This is a genomic window from Pseudomonas sp. F-14 TE3623 (genome assembly GCF_053629015.1).
Genome location: NZ_JBRJHM010000001.1, coordinates 6,615,604 through 6,635,558 on the forward strand (window position 1 = coordinate 6,615,604; position 19,955 = coordinate 6,635,558).

Here is a 19,955-nt window from a genome sequence, read left to right on the forward strand (position 1 = left end):
TCACTAGACCACCAATTCCCCCGCCACCGTCGACCGCGTGGCTTTGCCGCAGAGTTGCTCCACCAGCGTCAGCGCAAACGCCAGCGCGGAGCCTGAACCCTGGGCGGTGATGCAGTTGCCATCGACCACCACCGGTTGATCGATGAAGTTACAGCCCGACAGTTGATTGCTGACCATGGGCAGGCAAGTCATGCGTCGCTGACGCAAAACGCCAAAGGTTTGCAGCGCCAGCGCCGGAGATTCAGCAATACCGGCGAACAGACGCCCGGCGGCGGACTGGTCCTTGATCAATTGTTGCAGGGGTTGGTGGGCCGCCAAATGCTGCGCCCCTACGGCACCGCCAGGCAGCACGATCAGGTCGAAGGGTTGGGCGAGCAAATCCACCAACATCGCATCGGCGGTCAAACGGGTGCCGCGAGCGCAGGTAAGCATGCGCCGTGCCTCGATGCTGGCCACCACCACTTCAACCTTGGCGCGGCGCAGCACATCGATCAGGGTCACGGTTTGCAGATCGTCGATGCCCTCGGCGAGGGTAATCAGGGCTCTAAAGGTCATGGGTGCGGTCCACAGGATAATCTTTAAAGCGTAGTCAGCTTTCCTGACCCTTGTTCGAGCCCAGCCGTTACTTGATGTAAAGCTGCGTCGACATCGTATTGCCGGGTGCGTTGATCGAGGTGTTGCTAAACGTGAAGGTGCCGTCCTGCTTGCCTGCCAGGTTGAAGATGTACAGATAGCCAACGGTTTTTTTCCCGGCGGAACACTCGGTCAGGTTGCCGGTATCAAAAGCACAGACAGGGGTTCGCGTGCCGTTCACCTCGAAACCGTCCAGTGCGACATGGGCTGCACGGCCGTAGCCGACTTCCAGCACGTACACCTTGATGTTTGGCCCTTTGTGGTCGCAACGGGTTTGCGCCTGGCCGTCCGCGATATTTTCAAAGCCACAGCCTGGCGATTCTACCTTGAGCACCTTCACCTGGCTCAACGGTGGCGCCGTGGCTGCAATGGCTGTTTGCGCTCCGACGAAACAGGTGAACAGCAATCCAAATGCCGCAATCACACGCTTATTAATGCAATACATATCTACCCCCTCCCTCCCCCAAAAAAACAGCGCGCAGTATGGCGCAGTTCCCTTTTGTGCAAAACATCGACGACGATCGCAGCCATAAGCAGCCATAGCCCCACGCTGCTGGTATGATGCGCGGCTTTTTCCGACCCACAGAAAATTCCCAGGCGCCTGCAGCGGTCTGTGCTTTGCTGTTGAGGTCGATACATTCACGGCGCCGGGCGCGCCACGGGGAGCAGACATGCTGGAAAGGCTGTTTCAACTCAAGGCACACAACACCAACGTGCGGACCGAGATTCTGGCGGGCGTCACGACCTTTTTGGCCATGGCCTACATTCTGTTCGTCAACCCGAGTATTCTCGGCGAGACCGGCATGGACAAGGGTGCGGTGTTTGTCGCCACCTGTCTGGCAGCCGCCATCGGCTCGGCGACCATGGGCCTGATCGCCAACTACCCGATCGCCCTCGCGCCGGGCATGGGCTTGAACGCCTTCTTTACTTACACCGTGGTCCTGCACATGGGCCACACCTGGCAAGTGGCGCTGGGCGCGGTGTTCATCTCGGCGGTGATGTTTTTCCTGCTGTCGATCTTCCGCATCCGCGAATGGATCATCAACAGCATCCCGCTGGCGCTACGCTCGGCGATTGCTGCCGGTATCGGCCTGTTCCTGGCACTGATCGCCCTGCACAACGCCGGCATCGTGGTCAGCAACCCGGCGACCATGGTCGGCCTCGGCGACCTGAAGCAACCGGCGCCGATTCTAGCGACCCTCGGTTTTGCCCTGATCGTGGCCCTTGAAGCGCTGAAAGTGCGCGGCGCCGTGCTGATCGGCATTCTGGCGGTGACCATCGTTTCGATCGTGATGGGCTTCACCCCGTTCGGTGGCGTGATGTCGATGCCGCCGTCGCTGGCACCGACCTTCCTGCAACTGGACATCAAAGGCGCACTGGACATCGGTCTGGTCAGCGTGATCTTCGCCTTCCTGTTTGTCGATCTGTTCGACAACTCCGGCACCCTGATCGGCGTCGCCAAGCGTGCCGGCCTGATGGGCAAGGACGGCCACATGCCGAAAATGGGCCGCGCCCTGATCGCCGACAGCACCGCGGCCATGGCCGGTTCTTTGTTGGGCACCTCGACCACCACCAGCTACATCGAATCCGCAGCCGGCGTGAGTGCCGGTGGCCGCACCGGCTTGACTGCCATCGTGGTCGCGATTCTGTTCCTGCTGGCGCTGTTCTTCTCGCCATTGGCGGCCAGTGTTCCGGCCTTTGCCACCGCGCCTGCTTTGCTGTTCGTCGCCGTACTGATGACATCCGGCCTGGCCGAAATAGACTGGGATGACATCACCGTCGCCGCACCGGTCGTGGTCACCGCCCTGGCCATGCCATTCACTTATTCCATCGCCAACGGCATCGCCTTCGGTTTCATCTCCTGGACTGCCATCAAGTTGTTGTCCGGTCGCGGCCGTGAGTTGAATTCGGCGCTGGTGATTCTGTCGATCCTGTTCGTGATCAAGTTGGGTTGGTTCAACGCATGACTTTTGATTCCCAGGCTTACGCCGTTCAGCTCGAAGAAAAGGTCACGCGCCTGCGCGACCTGCTGGCCCCGTTCGGTGCGCCCGAACCTGCGGTGTTCGATTCGCCGCTGAAAAACTTCCGCCTGCGTGCCGAATTCCGCCTGTGGCGCGAAGCCGGCGAGCGCCATTACGCGATGTTTTCCCAGGAAGACAAACGCACGCCGATCCTGATCGAAGAATTCCCGATCGCAAGCCTGCGCATCAACCAGTTGATGCCGCAACTCAAGGCGGCCTGGCAAGCGAGTGCGGCGCTGAGCCACAAGCTGTTTCAGGTGGAGTTCCTCACCACGCTGGCTGGCGATGCGATGATCACCCTGTGCTATCACCGCCCGCTGGACGAGCACTGGCACGCAGCGGCGTCGAAACTGGCAGCCGACCTGAACGTCAGCATCATCGGTCGCTCGAAGGGCAAACGCGAAGTGATCGGTCACGATTACGTGGTCGAGAAACTCGAAGTTGGCGGCCGCACTTTCAGCTATCGCCAGCCGGAAGGCGCGTTCACCCAACCCAACGGCACGGTGAACCAGAAAATGCTCAACTGGGCGTACGACGCCCTCGGCGATCGCTCCGACGATTTGCTGGAGCTTTATTGCGGCAACGGCAACTTCACCCTGCCGCTCGCGACCCGCGTGCGCAAAGCGCTGGCCACCGAAATCAGCAAGACCTCGGTCAACGCAGCACTCAGCAACCTGAGTGAAAACGCGGTGGATAACGTCACGCTGGTGCGTTTGTCTGCCGAAGAACTGACCGAAGCCCTGAACGAAGTTCGCCCGTTCCGCCGCCTGCATGGCATCGATCTCAAGAGCTACGAATTCGGTAGCGTGTTCGTCGACCCGCCCCGCGCCGGCATGGACCCGGACACTTGCGAACTGACCCGGCGCTTCGACAACATCCTCTACATTTCCTGCAACCCGGAAACCCTCGCGGCCAACATCGCCCAACTGCACGACACCCACCGCATTACTCAATGCGCGATGTTCGACCAGTTTCCGTGGACCCATCACATGGAATCCGGAGTGTTGTTGACCCGTCGTTGATTGCAGCCTCCATATACAAATCAGCCGTCCACAGGACGGCTTTTTTGTGGGCGATTGAAACGCCCTGTATTTGTGCGTCCTGATTTGATAAATACAGCCACTGGCACTTCATTTGATTCCCGGTGTAATCAATCATGCAGCGACATTTCGACGATCTTCAATTGGGCAGCATCGAACTGTTTTGCCTGGCCGCAGAGGCCGGCAGCTTTACCGCAGCAGCACTTGTAGCGGGCGTGACCCCGGCCGCCGTCAGCCGCTCGGTGTCGCGCATGGAAGAACGTTTGGGTGTACGGCTATTTGCGCGTACCACCCGCAGCGTCAAGCTGACTGATAGTGGCCGGCGTTATTTCGAGGAGTGTCGCGAGGCTCTTGCCCAGCTGGTCGAGGCCCAGCGCGAGGTGATGGGGCAGCAGCAAGAACCTTCCGGCACCTTGCGCATCAGCATTCCCACGACCTATGCCCATCATCGGATCCTGCCCTTGCTGCCTGCGTTTCGGGCTCGCTTCCCTGCCGTGAAGGTCGAGGCGCACATCAGCAATCGCAACATCGATTTCGTCGGCGAAGGCTATGACATGGCAATCCGTGTGCGGGCCATTCCCGACTCAGGGCTGATCGCACGGCCATTGGAAGACGCCGGGCTGGTGATGATTGCCAGCCCTGATTACCTGAAGCGCGCCGGCACCCCGCAAACACTGGATGACTTGGCTCAGCACGAATGCATTCAGTACGAACTGCCCAGCAGCGGCCGGCGGATTGCCTGGCTGTTCAACGACAACGGTGTGCCGCTGGAGATTCTGGCCGAGGGCAACTACTGCTGTTCCGATGACGTATTGGGTGGCGTGACGCTGGCAAAAAGCGGCGCCGGGATCTTTCAAACCTATCGCTTCATCGTCGAAAACCAACTGGCGGACGGTTCGCTGGTGGAAGTGCTCAAGCCCTACGGCGGACGCTCCCGCCCTTTCACTCTGCTGTACCCGCAAAGCCGCCATGTGCCGTTGCGGCTAAGAGCGTTTATCGATTTTCTGGTTGAGCATTTGCCGCGCTGAAAAGATCGCACCTGTAGGCGCTGCCGAAGGCTACGATCTTTTGCATCTGTCCGATCACCGCACAAATAATCCAGGCCTGACGCCCTCTTCAATTGACCTTATTAACCAGTTGGTACAATTTCTCCCCACAGGCTGAAACCCTCGGCCAATGCCAAAAATAATATGTGGAGAGACCCGATGTCCCCTATCGTTCTGGTGCTCAACGGCCCGAACCTGAACCTGCTCGGTACCCGTGAACCGGCGACTTACGGCCACGAAACCTTGGCGGACATTTCAGCGCTGTGCGGTCGTGCTGCCGAAGAGTTCGGCCTGACCGTGGAATTTCGCCAGACCAACCATGAAGGCGAACTGCTCGACTGGATTCACGCCGCCCGTGGCCGTTGCGCCGGGATCGTCATCAACCCGGCCGCCTGGACTCACACCTCGGTTGCCATTCGCGATGCCTTGGTCGCCAGCGAACTGCCGGTGATCGAAGTACACCTGTCCAACGTCCATGCCCGCGAACCCTTCCGGCATCACTCCTTTGTTTCGTCCATCGCCACCGCGGTCATGTGCGGTTTCGGCAGCCACGGCTATCGTTTGGCGCTGGAGCATTTCAGCCAACGTTTGGAAGGTTTAGCGTCATGACACACAACACCGTGGTATTGGCCGGGCTGATCGGTGCCGGCATTCAGGCTTCCCGCACTCCGGCGCTGCACGAGCATGAAGGCGATGCGCAGGGTTTGCGTTACCTGTATCGGTTGATCGATCTGGATCAATTGAAACTCGACAGCAGCGCCCTGCCCGACCTGCTGATGGCCGCCGAACGAATGAACTTCACCGGGCTGAACATCACCTTCCCGTGCAAGCAGACGATCATCCCGTTGCTTGACGAATTGTCGCCGGAAGCCCGCGGTATTGGCGCGGTGAATACGGTGGTGCTGAAGGACGGTAAACGCATCGGCCACAACACCGATTGCCTGGGTTTTGCCGAAGGGTTTCGCCGTGGTTTGAAGGACGTTGCCCGTGAGCGTGTGGTGCAAATGGGCGCCGGTGGCGCAGGCGCGGCAGTGGCCCACGCGCTATTGAGCGAAGGCGTACAGCTGCTGAGCATTTTCGATGTGGATCAAAGTCGTGCTCAGTCGCTGGCGAACAACCTCAATCAGCATTTCGGCTTCGGTCGCGCCGTGGCCGGGCATGATTTGCCAGGCACGCTGGGTCAGGCTGACGGTTTGGTGAATACCACGCCGATGGGCATGAAAAAACTGCCGGGCATGCCCGTGCCAGTGGAGCTGCTTCGGGCGCAGTTGTGGGTCGCGGAGATCGTTTACTTCCCGCTGGAAACCGAACTGCTGCGCAACGCTCGTGCGTTGGGTTGCCGAACGCTGGATGGCGGCAACATGGCAGTGTTTCAGGCGGTGAAGGCGTTTGAACTGTTCAGCGGGGTGGTGCCGGATGCTCAGCGGATGCTGGCGCATTTTCAGAGCATGAATGGTTGAAGATCAAAAGATCGCAGCCTTCGGCAGCTCCTACAGGATTGGTTAAACGCCGATTACCTTGTAGGAGCTGCCGCAGGCGGCGATCTTTTAAGGGACCTACAAATCAGGCCTGCAGGTATCGCAAAACCGACTCGCAAATCATCTCTCGATGACGCTGTTTGATACTTTCGTCCGGCAAGTCGATCTGAAAGATCTCACCGAAGGTATGGCGGTTCGACACCCGATAGAAGCAAAACGAGCTGATAAGCAGATGCACATCCAATGGATCGAGCTCGGTGCGGAATACACCTTCTTCGGAGCCACGACGCAAAATCTCGCCCAGTGAATCGAGGATGGTGTTGTTCATCGCCTTGATCGCATCGGAGCGCTTCACGTACTCGGCGTTGTGAATGTTCTCGATGCTGACGATACGCACGAAATCGACGTTGCGATCATGGTGATCAAAGGTGAATTCCACCAGCCGCCGAATCGCTTCCACCGGCGCCAGTTCGGCCAGGTGCAGACGGTTTTCGGTGCTGCGGATATCCCCGTAGAGTTTCTCCAGCACCTCGACGTAGAGCTGTTCCTTACTGCCGAAGTAGTAATAGATCATGCGTTTGGAGGTGTGGATGCGTTCGGCGATCGCATCAACGCGCGCACCGGAAAGCCCCTGCTGAACGAACTCGACAATGGCCTCTTGAAGGATGTTCTCGCGGGTCTTTTCCGGATTGTTCTTGCGACTCTTGCGAGGCTCGGCAATTGGCTTTTCGGGCGCTACGGAGAGTTCTGTAATTATTGTCATTGCGGGCTCACGGCCATCACTGCACAAGCAGGCGATTATGGGCTGCCGCGCGCAGTGAAGGAAGCCGCGAGGCAGCGGTTTTGTACCCGTGTTTACGATTTTCCTACAACTTTGCCTGACGTACGCCACCACTTCGCGATTTAGCCATGGCCGCCAGTCGCACTGCCACGTTGGCCGCGCCGTAACCCGCGTAGCCGTTTTTGCGCTGGATGATTTCAAAGAAGAACCGCCCTTCGAACGGCTCGGTGTACACATGAAACAGCTCGCCGCCCTGAGCATCGCGATCATAGAGCACGTTGAAATAGGCCAGCTCGCTGAGGAACTCATCGTCGAAATCGAACCGCGCGGCGAGGTCATCGTAGTAGTTGAGCGGGATATCCAGCAGCGGTACACCCGCCTCCTTGGCGCGGCTGACTTCGGCAAAGATGTCGTCGCAATCGAACGCGATGTGATGCACGCCGGAACCGCGATAACTCGACAGTGCGTGTGAGATGGCGGTGTTGCGGTTCTCGGAAATGTTCAGCGGCAGGCGGATCGAACTGCAACGACTGCGCAATGCGCGGCTCTTCACCAAACCATACGGATCAGGCAACACCACTTCATCGTCGGCTTCGAAATCCAGCAGGCTTTTATAGAACAGCACCCAACTGTCGAGGCTGTCGGCCGGTAGCGCCATCGCCATATGGTCGATGCGCTTGAGGCCACCGCTGGTCACGGCCGTCGGTTGCAGGTTGAAGTCGGTGCCGTAGACGTCAGCATTCTTGTCCACCAGGTAAATCAGGCTGCCATCCGGCGCACGCACCGCTGCCAGTTCCAGCTCATTGGGGCCTACGAGTCCGCGATAGGGCTGGCCTTTGTACGCAATGGCACGGGCCAGCGCACTGGCGCTGTCCTTGACCCGCACGGCGGTGGCGCACAGTGATGGGCCGTGAGCCTCGAAAAAACTGTGGGCGAAGGAATAAGGCTCAGAGTTGAGGATCAGGTTGATATCGCCCTGACGCAACAGGCTGACACTCTTGGAACAGTGTTGCCCGGCCTTGACGAAACCCAGCCGCTCCAGCCAATGGGACAGCTTGGCACCGAGGCTTTCATCTACTGCGAATTCAAGAAACTCGATGCCGTTGTATTCGCTGGCGCTGGGGGTGTCGAACAGAATGTCGCGATTGGCTGCGGGCGTGGCTTCCTGTTCCAGACGTTGGCGGGTTTTCTCTTCCAGATACAGCAACGAACGCAAACCGTCGGCGGCGTTGGCCCGTGGCGGTGCGGCGCGGAAGCCGTCGTTGAAGATCTCCAGCGACAGCGGCCCGGTGTAGCCACTCTTGATGATCGGAGCGAGGAAGCCCGGCAGATCAAATTCACCCTGGCCCGGGAAACAGCGGAAGTGTCGGCTCCACTCCAGCACATCCATGGCCAGGATCGGTGCGTCGGCCATTTGCACGAAGAAGATCTTGTCGCCGGGAATCTCGGCGATGGCGCTCGGGTCGCCCTGGAGCGACAGCGTATGAAAACTGTCCAGCAACACGCCGAGGCTCGGATGATCGGCCTGGCGAACGATGTTCCACACCTGTTGCCAGGTGTTCACATGCCGGCCCCAGGCCAGCGCTTCATAGCCGATCCGCAGGCCACGAATGCTGGCCCGCTCTGCGAGCTGGTGCAAATCATCAACCAGAATCTGCTCATCGCCGATCGAATCGGCCGAGGCGTTACTGCATACCAGCACCAGGTCGGTGCCCAGTTCCTGCATCAAATCGAACTTGCGCTCGGCCCGCTCCAGATTGCGTGGCAGACGATCGCGGCGGCAACCTTCGAAATCCCGAAAGGGTTGAAACAGCGTAATCGCGATCCCGAGATCGGCGCACATCTGTCTGATTTCCCGTGGGCTGCCGTCGTAGTAGAGAAGGTCATTCTCGAAAATCTCCACCCCGTCAAAACCGGCGGCGGCGATGGCTTCGAGTTTTTCCGGCAGGGTGCCGCTCAAGGAAACGGTGGCAATGGAACGCTGCATGTGTCGACTCCCGGTGGTGGGGACATTCTTGTTGGGCAAATTATTGGCTTGACGAATCCACACAGCAATTCAAAGTGTACTACCCGGTTAGTTTTGCGGGCGATTATCGAACACAATGGCGGTTGGCGAATTGACGATTTTTCGTCCACTGCGCAACATCGACACCACATTGAGTCCGGTCACGCCCCCATGGACTCGGTTACCAAAGACCCTGAACACCACATAAAAATTTCAAAAAACGGGTACACGCTCATGCGCTCATTCAACGCCTTGTTTGCTTGCTCCATCGCCCTCCCGCCGTACCTGGCATCCATCCGAACCTTGCGCCCCCTCGGCCGAACCGTGCCGCTCGCTGAATAACCGTTGTCGTCAGTTCGACGAAAACACCTCAGCCGATCAATCACACCCGCGCCTGTCGCCGTCGATTGATCACGCGCCCTTGAAGTCCCGACAAGCCTCGCTTGTCAGTCATTGAACGGATGGCACATACATGTTTCCTTCTCAAAGCTCTCGCGTGGCTCCGGCCATGGGCGTCGCCACTGGCAGTATCGGCGACAAAATCCGCGGCGCCATAGCGGTCGGCAAAACCCGTTGGGGGATGCTGGCGCTGGTGTTTTTCGCCACCACTCTGAACTACATCGACCGCGCCGCCCTAGGCGTCATGCAGCCGATCCTGGCCAAGGAAATGAGCTGGACGGCGATGGACTACGCCAACATCAACTTCTGGTTTCAGGTCGGCTACGCCATCGGCTTTGTGCTGCAGGGCCGGTTGATCGACCGGGTCGGCGTTAAACGCGTGTTCTTCTGCGCGGTGCTGCTCTGGAGCCTGGCCACCGGTGCTCACGGCCTGGCCACTTCGGCGGTGGGCTTCATGGTCTGCCGGTTCATTCTCGGTTTGACCGAAGCGGCGAATTACCCGGCCTGCGTGAAAACCACCCGGTTGTGGTTCCCCGCCGGTGAGCGTGCCGTGGCCACCGGCATCTTCAACGCCGGCACCAACGTTGGCGCGATGTTCACGCCGATGCTGTTGCCGCTGATCCTCCACGCTTGGGGCTGGCAAGCCGCGTTCCTGTGCATGGCGGCACTGGGCGGCATCTGGTTGTTGTTCTGGGGCCTGAAGTACTTCAACCCGGAAGATCACCCGAGCGTTAAACAATCGGAACTGGACTACATCCAGAAGGAAGTCGAGCCGGAACAATCCCGCGTGCCGTTCTCACGAATCCTGCGCATGCGTGGCACCTGGGCCTTCGCCCTGGCCTACTCGATCACCGCGCCGGTGTTCTGGTTTTACCTGTACTGGCTGCCGCCGTTTCTCAATCAGCAATACAACCTGGGGATCAACGTGACCCAGATGGGTATCCCGCTGATCATCATCTACCTCACCGCGGACTTCGGCAGTGTCGGCGGCGGGATTCTGTCCTCGTTCCTGATCGGTCGCGGGGTCAACCCGATCAAGGCACGACTGATGTCCATGTTCCTGTTCGCCTGCTGCATCATCGGCGTGGTCATGGCCGCCGGCTCAAGCAGCCTGTGGCTCGCAGTGTTTGCCATCTCCCTGGCCATCGGTGCGCACCAGGCCTGGACCGCGAACATCTGGAGCTTGGTGATGGACTACACGCCCAAGCACATGATGAGTACGGTGTTCGGCTTCGGCGGGATGTGCGCGGCAATCGGCGGGATGTTCATGACTCAGTTGGTCGGCCACATTCTGACGATCACCAACAACAACTACACCGTGCTGTTCACCATGATCCCCGCGATGTACTTCATCGCGCTGACCTGGATGTACTTCATGGCACCGCGCAAGATTCCTACCGTCACCGAGTAAACTCCCTTCCTCCGGCAGGCCTGATTCCAGGCCTGCCTCCCTCCTCTTGTCGGCGCCGTTGTTGCCACGCCGCTGCCAACCCGCTGCAACAAATCACCGCGATCCCGATCACCGTGGTCAGGGTCGGTGTGTGTGAAAACAGCAACCAGCCCAGCAAACCGGCAAAGACAATCTGGCAATAGCCGAACGGCGCCAACAACGCGGGCGCGGCGTGACGGAAGGCCTGGGTCAGAAACAGATGCGCCGTCATCCCGCACGCCCCCAGCGCCACCATCAAAAACCCATGACCCAGGCTGGGGACTTGCCAGAAGAACGGCACCAGCGCGCTCATTACCAAGGTATTGCAGAGCCCGGCGAAAAAGTTACTGGTGGTCGGGCTGTCGATTTCGCTGAGCTTGCGGGTGAGCAGTTGATAGAAGCAGAAAAACAGGGCTGAGCAGAACGGCAGCAACACTGCAGGCGTGAAGAGTTCGCCGCCGGGATGGACGATGATCAACACCCCGATGAACCCGCAAATCACCGCCAGCCATTGCCCGCGCGTCACCTGTTCACCGAGCAGTGGCACTGACAGCGCCGTTACCAATACCGGTGCGAGAAAATTGACCGCCGTGGCTTCGGCCAACGGGATGAACAGCAACCCGGTGGTGAACAGCAAACTGGTCCCCAGCAGGCACAACGCCCGCAACAGTTGCAGCAATGGCCGTTTGGTCCGTAGAACACGCAACCCGGACTGCGGCAGAAAAATCCCCGCCATTAGTAACGTGTGAACCACATAACGGGCCCAGACCACCATGATCACCGGATAGAACCCCGAGAGGTATTTCGACAAAGCGTCGTGACTGGAAAACAGGAAGGTGGCAACGACGATCAGCAGAATCCCTTTGAAGGGCTGATTGACACCGGAAAGCGGAGTGCTGAGGGTCATGGGGTATCCCTTGGTGTCTTGAGATCAAAAGCGGCGATAACTCCAGCACCGTCAGCCATGGATTGCAGATGCTGGTAATGCTGTTGGCCCATTATTGTCAGCACCGATCAGGGCAATGCGAAGGGACTGAAGTCAAGGCGTGGTCTCTTGTGATTTATTGTTGCCGGGATGGGTTCCAATAATTTAGAACCTGGTTCCAGATTCTCACAGGAGTAACGGCAAATTGTGTTCGATCAGCGCACAGATTCGCATAGTTCGCTCCCACACTGTTTTTCTGTGCAGGCTGAATTAAACGAACAACTCCGACGCCAGACTCGCCGCCGACAACTCCTCCGCAAACTTCAACAACAGTGGCGCCAGTTCATGCAACCGCGCCCCCGGCATCCGCGCACTCGGCCCGGCGATGCTGAGTACGCCGATCACCCGGCCATCACCCGGATGCCGCACCACTGCTGCAATCGCCGACGTGCCTACCGCCGAACTTTCCTCGACCCAGGCATAGCCCTGCTCCCTGGCCAGACGCAGGCGCTCGAGCAATTCGATGTTGGAGCGCGGTGCATTCGGCCCGAGGTCCTTGGGCCGCTCAATGCCTTGGCGTTCCACCAGCGACAAGGCCTCGGCATCGCTCATGCACGCCAGCCACGCATGCCCCGACGCGGTGTAAAACAACGGTGCATCGCGACCCATGTCCGGGTCATAACGCAAGCCGGATCGGGCGCCCTGGGATTTGGCGATCCAGGTCTGGCGCTCCCCTTCGATCACCCCCAGGCGTACCAGCTCACCGGTCTCCCGGGCCAGCCGATCGAGTACTGGCTGCACAATATCCGCACCACTGCCGGACAAGTAACGAAAGCCCATGGCGACCAGTTTGGTCGATAAGTGATAACGCAGGTTTTCCGGATTCTGCCGCACATACCCCAGACGAATCAGTTCGGCGAGCAGACGGTGGGTCGCGCTCTTGGGAATGTCCAGTTGCTCGGCCAGGGTCTGCATCGGTAGACCTTGGGGTTCACCGGTAAGGCTTTCCAGCACGCTGAAAACACGTTCGATCTGACTGCCTGCCATGGGAGATTCCAAAATGAAATTTGGCTGATTCTAAAAGACAACTCCAGGTAAGCAAAATCTGGAACCTGTCCGGCAGTTGTCTTGACCGATCTGCAGTACCCGTCCGTCCATGAAACCGCTAATGTCGCCACTTCGGAGAACCCATATCGCCAAGGGCTGTCAGACGACCGGACTGGCGCCATACCTACTCACCGGCAACACTCATCACCATGCGCCTTCATCAGGTAAAAAAGAGGATCCCCCATGCTTTGGAAAAAAGGCCGACGCAGCGACAACGTGGTCGATGCACGTGGCGATGATGTCGGTGGTGGGGGCGGTGGAATGCGCTTCGGTGGAGGCAAGGGCCTGAGCCTGACGGCAATCCTGTTGATCGTCGGGATCGGCTGGATCACCGGCCAGGACCCGATGCAGATCCTCGGCCAACTGACCGGACAGATGAGCGAGCAATCAGCTCCGGCCCCCACCCAAACCCGCAAGGCGCCGCCGGCCAATGATGAAGGGGCCGAATTCGTGCGCTCGATCCTCGGCGATACCGAAGACACCTGGCGCCAGATTTTCCAGCAGGCCGATCGGCAATATAAGGACCCGACCCTGGTACTGTTCAGCAACCGCGTCAATTCGGCCTGCGGCCTGGCGACTTCAGCAACCGGTCCCTTCTATTGCCCGGCTGACCAGAAGGTCTACCTGGACATGAGTTTCTTTCAAGAGATGTCCCAACGCTTTTCCGCCGCGGGCGACTTCGCTCAGGCCTACGTGATCGCTCACGAAATCGGGCACCACGTGCAGACCTTGCTCGGCGTTTCCCAGAAAATTCAGACCGCTCGCCAACAGGGCCGGCAGATGGAAGGCGACAATGGTTTGCTGGTGCGCCAGGAATTGCAGGCCGATTGTCTGGCCGGGGTCTGGGCCAACCATGCGCAAAAACGTCTGAACTGGCTGGAACCCGGTGACATCGAAGAAGCCTTGAACGCCGCCAACGCCATCGGCGACGATCGCTTGCAACAGCAAGGTCAGGGCCGCGTGGTGCCGGACTCCTTCACCCATGGCACTTCGGCCCAGCGAGTGCGCTGGTTCAAGGCCGGATTCGCACAAGGCCAAGTTGGCGAGTGCGATACCTTTGCCGCGAAGAATCTGTGATGCGTAAGTGGCTGCTGGCTCTGTTAATCACCTGCGCAAGCACCCAGGCTGCCGAGCAAGGGGTCAAGGCGATCAGTTCCGGGCGCTTGCTGTTGAGTGCCGGGGAAATTGCAGTGAGCATTGGCCCGTCGCCGGCGAAAATCGAACGCGTGCTGATCATCGTCCATGGTCGATTACGCAATGCGGAAACCTACCGCCAAAGCGCCGAAAAGGCAGCCGAGCAGGCCGGGCAAAGCGCGAACACGTTGGTACTCGCCCCGCAGTTTCTCAACGAAACCGACATTGCGAGCCATCCGGTGTCTGACAGCGTTTTACGCTGGCAAGGCAATGACTGGATGGCCGGCGGCTTATCCACTGAGCCGTTTACGCTGAGCTCCTATGCGGCGCTCGACGAAATCATCGCTCGACTGGGTGATCGGCGACAGTTTCCGGACGTGAAGCAAATCGTCATCGCCGGTCACTCCGGCGGCGCTCAGGTGGTTCAGCGTTATGCCTTGCTGGGCCACCCTCAGCCAGCCCTCGATACCGAGGGCATAAAAGTGCGCTATGTGATCGCCAATCCTTCGTCGTACGCCTACTTCAATGAGCAACGGCCAGTGGCGTTCAGTCACGCGGGGTGTCCGAATTTCAATCGATGGAAGTATGGACTGGCGAATCTGCCTGCTTACGCCGATGGACAAACACCTGCGCAACTTGAAGAAAAATACGTCAAACGTGACATCGTTTACTTACTCGGGCAGCAGGACATCGACCCGAATCATCCGGCGCTGGATAAAAGTTGTGAGGCTAAAGCCCAGGGTGCTTCTCGATTGATTCGTGGGCGCCACTATTTCAATTATCTGAAGCGACGCCATTCTCAAGGATTGAGCCAGCAACTGATCGAAGTGCCCGGGGTCGGGCATGATGGTGATGGGATGTTTATGTCGCCAGAGGGGCAGAAGGTGTTGTTTGGTCAGTGAGTTTTTGTGGGGCCTGATCTGACGCTAGCGCGGGCAAGCCCGCTCCCACAGTAGATCTGCGCCGGATGCAAATTTGCATTTCATGGTGATTAAAATGTGGGAGCGAGCCTGCTCGCGATGGGGCCTTCAAGCCAGCAACATTTCTCGCAACGCTACGCAATCGGCAGCATGCCAATCCGTCAATTCCGGCCATGGATTATCCAGCAGATTCACCAACACCGTCCGCGCCCCCGCCGCCCGGCCGCAATCCAGATCGAAGCGGTAATCACCGACCATCACCATTTCGCTCGCCGGCACTTTCCAGGCTTCAGCCAGTTTCAGCAACCCACCAGGATGCGGCTTGGGCGGTGCTTCATCGCGGCCCAGTACATCCTCTGCCGCAAAGCAGTCGGCCAGGCCGATGGCCTCCAGCGTGACATGCGCCAGCTCGCGAGCATTGCGCGTGAGAATGCCCAGACGATAACCGCGCCCAGCCAACTCACGCACCAGTTCCACCGCGCCCGGCGCCGGCTTCGAACCCAACGCCAGATCCCGCTCGTGCTCCAGCAGCCACGCGTGTTTGGCCGCAGCTTCATCGGCCGGCAGTGCCGCGAGGTGGGTGAGGATGTCGTCTTCGGCGGGAATCGCCAACGCCACGCGAATCGCCGCGAAGTCATGCACGGCCACCGTCAGGGTGCCGTCCATGTCGAACACCCAGTGCCGCACCTCAGCCAGGCTCATGCCCAATCCTTGCGATGACGAATCAGGCCTTCCTGAGTGACCGAAGCCACCAGTTGCCCGGCACGGTTGAACACGCTACCGCGGGAGAATCCGCGCGAATTGCCGGCCCACGGGCTGTCCATGGCATACAGCAACCAGTCATCGGCGCGCAGGTCGGCGTGGAACCACAAGGCGTGATCAAGGCTGGCGACCTGCATGTCTTTCTGCCAGACCGATTTGCCGTGGGGCAGCATCGAGGTGGTCAGCAGGCCGAAGTCCGACGCGTAGGCCAGCAGGTATTTGTGCAGCGCCGGGGTGTCGGCCAAGGCACCGTCGGCGCGGAACCAGACGTATTTGATTGGATCGGCAGGTTGAGGGTTGTAGGGGTCTTTTTCGGTCACCGGCCGGACTTCGATCGGTTTCGGGCACAGCAGTTTTTCGCGCATGTGCTCAGGGATCAGGTGCGCGCGCTGTTGGGTGAGTTCCAGCTCCGACGGCAGGTTTTCCGGGCCGACCACTTGCGGCATCTCGGTCTGGTGCTGAAAGCCTTCTTCGTCGTACTGGAACGAGGCACTGCAGGTGAAAATCGGATTACCTTTCTGGATCGCCGTCACCCGGCGCGTGCTGAAACTGCCGCCATCACGCACCCGATCGACCTGATACACCACCGGCAATTTGGCATCGCCCGGGCGCAGGAAATAACCGTGCATCGAATGCACATGGCGCGCCGGCTCGACCGTCTGACTCGCCGCCGACAGGGACTGGCCGAGTACCTGGCCGCCGAACAACTGACGAAAACCCAGGTCCTGGCTGCGGCCACGGAACAGGTTTTCTTCAATCGGTTCCAGGGTCAGCAGGTCTACCAGATCTTCCAACACTTGGCTCATTCAGACTCTCCTCACACAACGCAATGCCGCGCAGTCTTGGCTGCGGCGGTCGATTCAGTTTATGGCCCGGTTCAACATGAGGGCCATTGTAAACGTCCGCGCCTGCTTATCCATGCAAGGTTTGCAGCCATTGCTCACGGGTGATGCGGTACAACACGTGCGGACGCAGCGGATGATCGGCTGCAAGCCGCGGGTGCTCGAAGTCATCGGCGGGAGCATGGTGCATGCCGATCGCTTGCATGACTTTCTCGGATGGCAGATTGGTCTTGGTGGTGAAGGCGACGACCTCTTGCAGCGCCAACCGGTCAAACCCGCAGCGCAGAGCGGTCCACGCCGCTTCGCCGGCATAACCCAGCCCCCAGTGCTCGCGCGCCAGGCGCCAGCCGATTTCGATGGCCGGCGTGAATGGCGCATCGAAGCCGACCACACCCAGCCCGGTAAACCCGATGAACGCCCCGGTGCCCTTGCGCTCCAACGCCCAGAGGCCGAAACCGTGCTCGGCAAAATGCCCGCGAATCCGCCCGATCAACGAGGCACTTTCCAGTCGACTCAAGGGTGCCGGAAAATAACGCATCACCTGTGGATCGGCGCACATCGCCGCAAACGCCGGTAAATCCTCGTCACGCCACTGCCGTAACAACAGTCGTGCGCTTTCGAGTTCCAGTATCGGCTCCATCTCGTCCCCCTTTCCTATCCCGCAAGTCTACATCGCTGGTAGGCACTGCACGAAAACTGCCTGCGCGACGATCATGCTGCGTTAAAAACAGGCTCGGAATGCTCATTTAGGTCCCCTAAACTCCGCGTCCTCGCCTGTTTTTGCCTTGCCTGATCGCCGCTCGGCGAGTTTTCATACAGCCCCTAGGATCCTTCACTCATTCCTACATGCCTTCCTGTATAAATCAGCCATGCCCCTGCCATTGATCTACCACGAAGACTACAGTCCCGAGTTCCCGGCGGATCACCGCTTCCCCATGGACAAGTTTCGCCTGCTGCGCGATCACTTGGTGGACAGTGGCCTGACCCGCGACACCGACTTGCTGCACCCGGACCTCTGCCCAGTGGAGATTCTCGCCCTCGCTCATGACCCTGCGTATATCGAACGCTACATGGACGGCGAATTGTCCCGCGAAGATCAGCGACGCCTCGGCTTGCCCTGGAGCGAAGCGCTGGCCCGGCGCACGGTGCGAGCGGTCGGCGGTTCGCTGTTGGCGGCGGAACAGGCACTGGAGCATGGTTTGGCCTGTCACCTGGCCGGTGGCACTCATCACGCGCATTACGATCATCCCGCCGGGTTCTGCATCTTCAATGACCTGGCGGTGATCAGCCATTACCTTCTGGAAAGTGGCCGAGTGAATCGCGTGTTGATCTTCGACTGCGATGTGCATCAGGGTGACGGGACTGCACGGATTCTGCACAACACTCCGGAGGCAGTGACCGTTTCCCTGCACTGCGAAAAGAATTTTCCTGCACGCAAAGCCGAAAGTGATTGGGACATTCCGTTGCCGATGGGCATGGGCGATGCCGATTACCTGAAGGTGGTGGACGACGCACTCAACTATTTGCTGCCGCTCTACCAACCGGACCTGGTGCTGTACGACGCTGGCGTCGATGTGCATAAGGACGACGCACTGGGTTATCTGAAGCTGACAGACGAAGGCGTCGCCGCTCGCGATGAAAGCGTAATGCGCCATTGCCTGGGCCGGGATATTCCGGTGGTCGGCGTGATCGGTGGCGGTTACAGCAAGGACCGCAAAGCCCTGGCGCGCCGCCATGGAATCCTCCATCACAGCGCCCAACGGGTCTGGCAGTCATCAGGCTGTCATTGATCTATGGGTCTTTACCCACAATGCCTGTGGAACCGCCTGTGGATAACCTGAGTGAAAGGGTCTGCAGGCCATGTGGGGTGTAGGCTTCAGAACGGTGGTTGTTTTTTAACCACCCATTTGAGAACACCGAAGATCAAATGTGGGAGCGGGCTTGCTCGCGAAGGCGATTTAACAATCAACATTGATATCGACTGACCCACCGCTTTCGCGAGCAAGCCCGCTCCCACATTGGTCGGGGCTGCTAGAATGCGGCGCTTACTCCGCCAGACCGCAGCGCATTCCATGACCCAGCCCTCCACTTCCCTCCCCCCTCACGTCGCCATCATCGGCGGTGGCCCCGCCGGTTTGATGGCGGCTGAAGTGCTGAGCCAGGCCGGGATCAAAGTCGACCTGTACGACGGCATGCCTTCAGTGGGGCGAAAATTCCTCCTCGCCGGGGTCGGCGGCATGAACATCACCCACTCCGAGGCCTACCCGGCGTTCCTCTCACGCTATGCCGAACGGGCACCGCAGATTGCGCCGCTGTTACGGTCCTTCGGCGCCGAAGCGTTGTGCCAATGGATTCATGACCTGGGCATCGAAACCTTTGTCGGCAGTTCCGGCCGGGTGTTTCCTACCGACATGAAAGCCGCGCCCCTGTTGCGCGCCTGGCTCAAACGCCTGCGCGATGCCGGCGTAGTTATCCACACCCGCCATCGCTGGCTCGGCTGGGATGGCAACGGTGACTTGCGCATCGACAGTCCCGAAGGCGAAAAAACTGTTCAACCCGACGCGACCCTGTTGGCGCTCGGCGGCGGCAGTTGGTCGCGTCTCGGTTCGGACGGTGCCTGGATGCTGCCGCTGGAACAGCGCGGTGTAGGACTGGCGCCGTTGCAACCGAGCAATTGCGGCTTCGAGGTGCAGGCCTGGAGCGAATTGATGGTCAGCAAATTCGCTGGCAGCCCGCTGAAAAACATCGCCATTGGCCTCAATGACGATGTGCCGCGACTCGGAGAATGCGTGATCACTGCCACGGGAATTGAAGGCAGTTTGATCTACGCCCTGTCGGCACCGATCCGCGAAGCGATCAATCAACACGGCTCGGCAACCATTCACCTCGATCTGTTGCCGGGCAAGCCTGTGGATAAAATCCAGTCTGCGCTGAGCAAACCGCGGGGCTCCCGTTCCATGTCCAAACACCTGCACAGTCAGCTTGGACTTGATGGCGTGAAAGCGGCGTTGCTGCGCGAACTGACACCGGCCGACTACTTTACCGATCCGGCATTGCTGGCCAAGGCGATCAAGGCATTGCCACTGACGCTGGTGAAAACCCGGCCATTGGACGAGGCCATCAGCAGCGCGGGGGGCGTGATGTTCGAGTCGATGAATGAACGTTTGATGCTCAAGCAACTGCCTGGCGTGTTCTGCGCGGGGGAAATGCTCGATTGGGAAGCGCCGACCGGCGGCTATCTGCTGACCGCGTGTTTCGCCAGTGGGCGTGCGGCGGGGTTGGGGATGGTGGAGTGGTTGAAACACAAGGATTGAGACCGAGGTGCGCCCTTCGCGAGCAAGCCCGCTCCCACATTTGACCGAGTTCTTTCAGGAAGAATGCGATTAATGTGGGAGCGGGCTTGCTCGCGAAAGCGGTCTAACCGGCGCAGCGT

19 protein-coding genes are annotated in these 19,955 nt (G+C 59.4%); 10 read left to right on the forward strand and 9 right to left on the reverse strand.

Features of this window, described 5'->3' with window-relative positions:
- Positions 1-3: 3 nt before the first annotated feature.
- Both AB7M29_RS30590 and AB7M29_RS30595 read right to left on the reverse strand, forming a co-directional pair.
- Entirely contained in the window at positions 4-555 is a 552-nt protein-coding gene (locus AB7M29_RS30590) for a DJ-1 family glyoxalase III (RefSeq protein ID WP_454248637.1), read from the reverse strand.
- Positions 556-622: 67 nt separating this feature from the next.
- Positions 623-1,078 (reverse strand): DUF4879 domain-containing protein, encoded by a 456-nt coding sequence (locus AB7M29_RS30595; protein WP_454248766.1) that lies wholly within the window; start codon positions 1,076-1,078, stop codon positions 623-625.
- 226 nt (positions 1,079-1,304) lie between these two features.
- On the opposite strand from AB7M29_RS30595, the gene AB7M29_RS30600 reads away from it, so the two are divergent.
- The 5 genes from AB7M29_RS30600 (at position 1,305) to AB7M29_RS30620 (ending at position 6,200) form a co-directional block, all read left to right on the forward strand.
- Positions 1,305-2,600 carry an NCS2 family permease gene (locus AB7M29_RS30600; RefSeq protein WP_030129488.1) on the forward strand — a complete coding sequence of 432 codons (1,296 nt, stop codon included), beginning with the start codon at positions 1,305-1,307 and terminating at the stop codon, positions 2,598-2,600.
- A complete protein-coding gene (trmA, locus tag AB7M29_RS30605) occupies positions 2,597-3,676 on the forward strand; it encodes a tRNA (uridine(54)-C5)-methyltransferase TrmA (RefSeq protein ID WP_217858124.1) in 1,080 nt (359 codons plus the stop codon). The genes AB7M29_RS30600 and trmA overlap by 4 nt, the downstream gene beginning before the upstream one ends.
- A gap of 134 nt (positions 3,677-3,810) precedes the next feature.
- Positions 3,811-4,722, forward strand: coding sequence for a LysR family transcriptional regulator (locus AB7M29_RS30610; RefSeq protein ID WP_217858125.1), 912 nt, complete (start codon positions 3,811-3,813; stop codon positions 4,720-4,722).
- A 177-nt stretch (positions 4,723-4,899) separates the two neighbouring features.
- A complete protein-coding gene (aroQ, locus tag AB7M29_RS30615; RefSeq protein WP_454248638.1) occupies positions 4,900-5,349 on the forward strand; it encodes a type II 3-dehydroquinate dehydratase in 450 nt (149 codons plus the stop codon).
- Positions 5,346-6,200, forward strand: coding sequence for a shikimate dehydrogenase (locus AB7M29_RS30620; RefSeq protein WP_095054660.1), 855 nt, complete (start codon positions 5,346-5,348; stop codon positions 6,198-6,200). Before aroQ ends, AB7M29_RS30620 begins: the two co-directional genes overlap by 4 nt.
- 103 nt (positions 6,201-6,303) lie before the next feature.
- On the opposite strand, the gene AB7M29_RS30625 is transcribed toward AB7M29_RS30620, so the two are convergent.
- Both AB7M29_RS30625 and quiC read right to left on the reverse strand, forming a co-directional pair.
- A complete protein-coding gene (locus AB7M29_RS30625) occupies positions 6,304-6,981 on the reverse strand; it encodes a TetR family transcriptional regulator (protein ID WP_052967454.1) in 678 nt (225 codons plus the stop codon).
- 103 nt (positions 6,982-7,084) lie between these two features.
- A complete protein-coding gene (quiC, locus tag AB7M29_RS30630) occupies positions 7,085-8,986 on the reverse strand; it encodes a 3-dehydroshikimate dehydratase QuiC (RefSeq protein ID WP_454248639.1) in 1,902 nt (633 codons plus the stop codon).
- Between the two features lie 490 nt (positions 8,987-9,476).
- Between quiC and AB7M29_RS30635 the strand changes: the two genes are divergently transcribed.
- Positions 9,477-10,814 (forward strand): MFS transporter, encoded by a 1,338-nt coding sequence (locus AB7M29_RS30635; RefSeq protein WP_454248640.1) that lies wholly within the window; start codon positions 9,477-9,479, stop codon positions 10,812-10,814.
- Here the strand turns inward: AB7M29_RS30635 and AB7M29_RS30640 are convergent.
- Both AB7M29_RS30640 and AB7M29_RS30645 read right to left on the reverse strand, forming a co-directional pair.
- Entirely contained in the window at positions 10,804-11,739 is a 936-nt protein-coding gene (locus AB7M29_RS30640) for a DMT family transporter (RefSeq protein WP_217858130.1), read from the reverse strand. The genes AB7M29_RS30635 and AB7M29_RS30640 overlap by 11 nt on opposite strands.
- Positions 11,740-12,027: 288 nt before the next feature.
- On the reverse strand, positions 12,028-12,804 hold the full coding sequence (locus AB7M29_RS30645; protein ID WP_217858131.1) for an IclR family transcriptional regulator: 777 nt from the start codon (positions 12,802-12,804) through the stop codon (positions 12,028-12,030).
- Positions 12,805-13,047: 243 nt separating this feature from the next.
- On the opposite strand from AB7M29_RS30645, the gene ypfJ reads away from it, so the two are divergent.
- Both ypfJ and AB7M29_RS30655 read left to right on the forward strand, forming a co-directional pair.
- Positions 13,048-13,941 (forward strand): KPN_02809 family neutral zinc metallopeptidase, encoded by an 894-nt coding sequence (ypfJ, locus tag AB7M29_RS30650; RefSeq protein WP_217858132.1) that lies wholly within the window; start codon positions 13,048-13,050, stop codon positions 13,939-13,941.
- Positions 13,941-14,900 carry an alpha/beta fold hydrolase gene (locus AB7M29_RS30655; RefSeq protein ID WP_217858133.1) on the forward strand — a complete coding sequence of 320 codons (960 nt, stop codon included), beginning with the start codon at positions 13,941-13,943 and terminating at the stop codon, positions 14,898-14,900. Before ypfJ ends, AB7M29_RS30655 begins: the two co-directional genes overlap by 1 nt.
- Positions 14,901-15,026: 126 nt before the next feature.
- On the opposite strand, the gene AB7M29_RS30660 is transcribed toward AB7M29_RS30655, so the two are convergent.
- The 3 genes from AB7M29_RS30660 to AB7M29_RS30670 all read right to left on the reverse strand — a co-directional run bounded on the left by AB7M29_RS30660 (position 15,027) and on the right by AB7M29_RS30670 (position 17,162).
- A complete protein-coding gene (locus AB7M29_RS30660) occupies positions 15,027-15,620 on the reverse strand; it encodes an HAD family hydrolase (protein ID WP_454248641.1) in 594 nt (197 codons plus the stop codon).
- Positions 15,617-16,486, reverse strand: coding sequence for an acyl-CoA thioesterase II (gene tesB, locus AB7M29_RS30665; protein WP_007895344.1), 870 nt, complete (start codon positions 16,484-16,486; stop codon positions 15,617-15,619). The genes AB7M29_RS30660 and tesB overlap by 4 nt, the downstream gene beginning before the upstream one ends.
- Before the next feature lie 106 nt (positions 16,487-16,592).
- The gene (locus tag AB7M29_RS30670) at positions 16,593-17,162 is read right to left on the reverse strand and encodes a GNAT family N-acetyltransferase (protein WP_454248642.1); all 570 of its coding nucleotides are present in this window, start codon (positions 17,160-17,162) and stop codon (positions 16,593-16,595) included.
- Positions 17,163-17,391: 229 nt separating this feature from the next.
- On the opposite strand from AB7M29_RS30670, the gene AB7M29_RS30675 reads away from it, so the two are divergent.
- Complete coding sequence (locus AB7M29_RS30675; RefSeq protein WP_454248643.1) at positions 17,392-18,312, forward strand: histone deacetylase family protein; 921 nt, start codon at positions 17,392-17,394, stop codon at positions 18,310-18,312.
- 282 nt (positions 18,313-18,594) lie between these two features.
- Entirely contained in the window at positions 18,595-19,836 is a 1,242-nt protein-coding gene (locus tag AB7M29_RS30680; RefSeq protein WP_217858137.1) for a TIGR03862 family flavoprotein, read from the forward strand.
- The last annotated feature ends 119 nt before the right edge of the window (positions 19,837-19,955 follow it).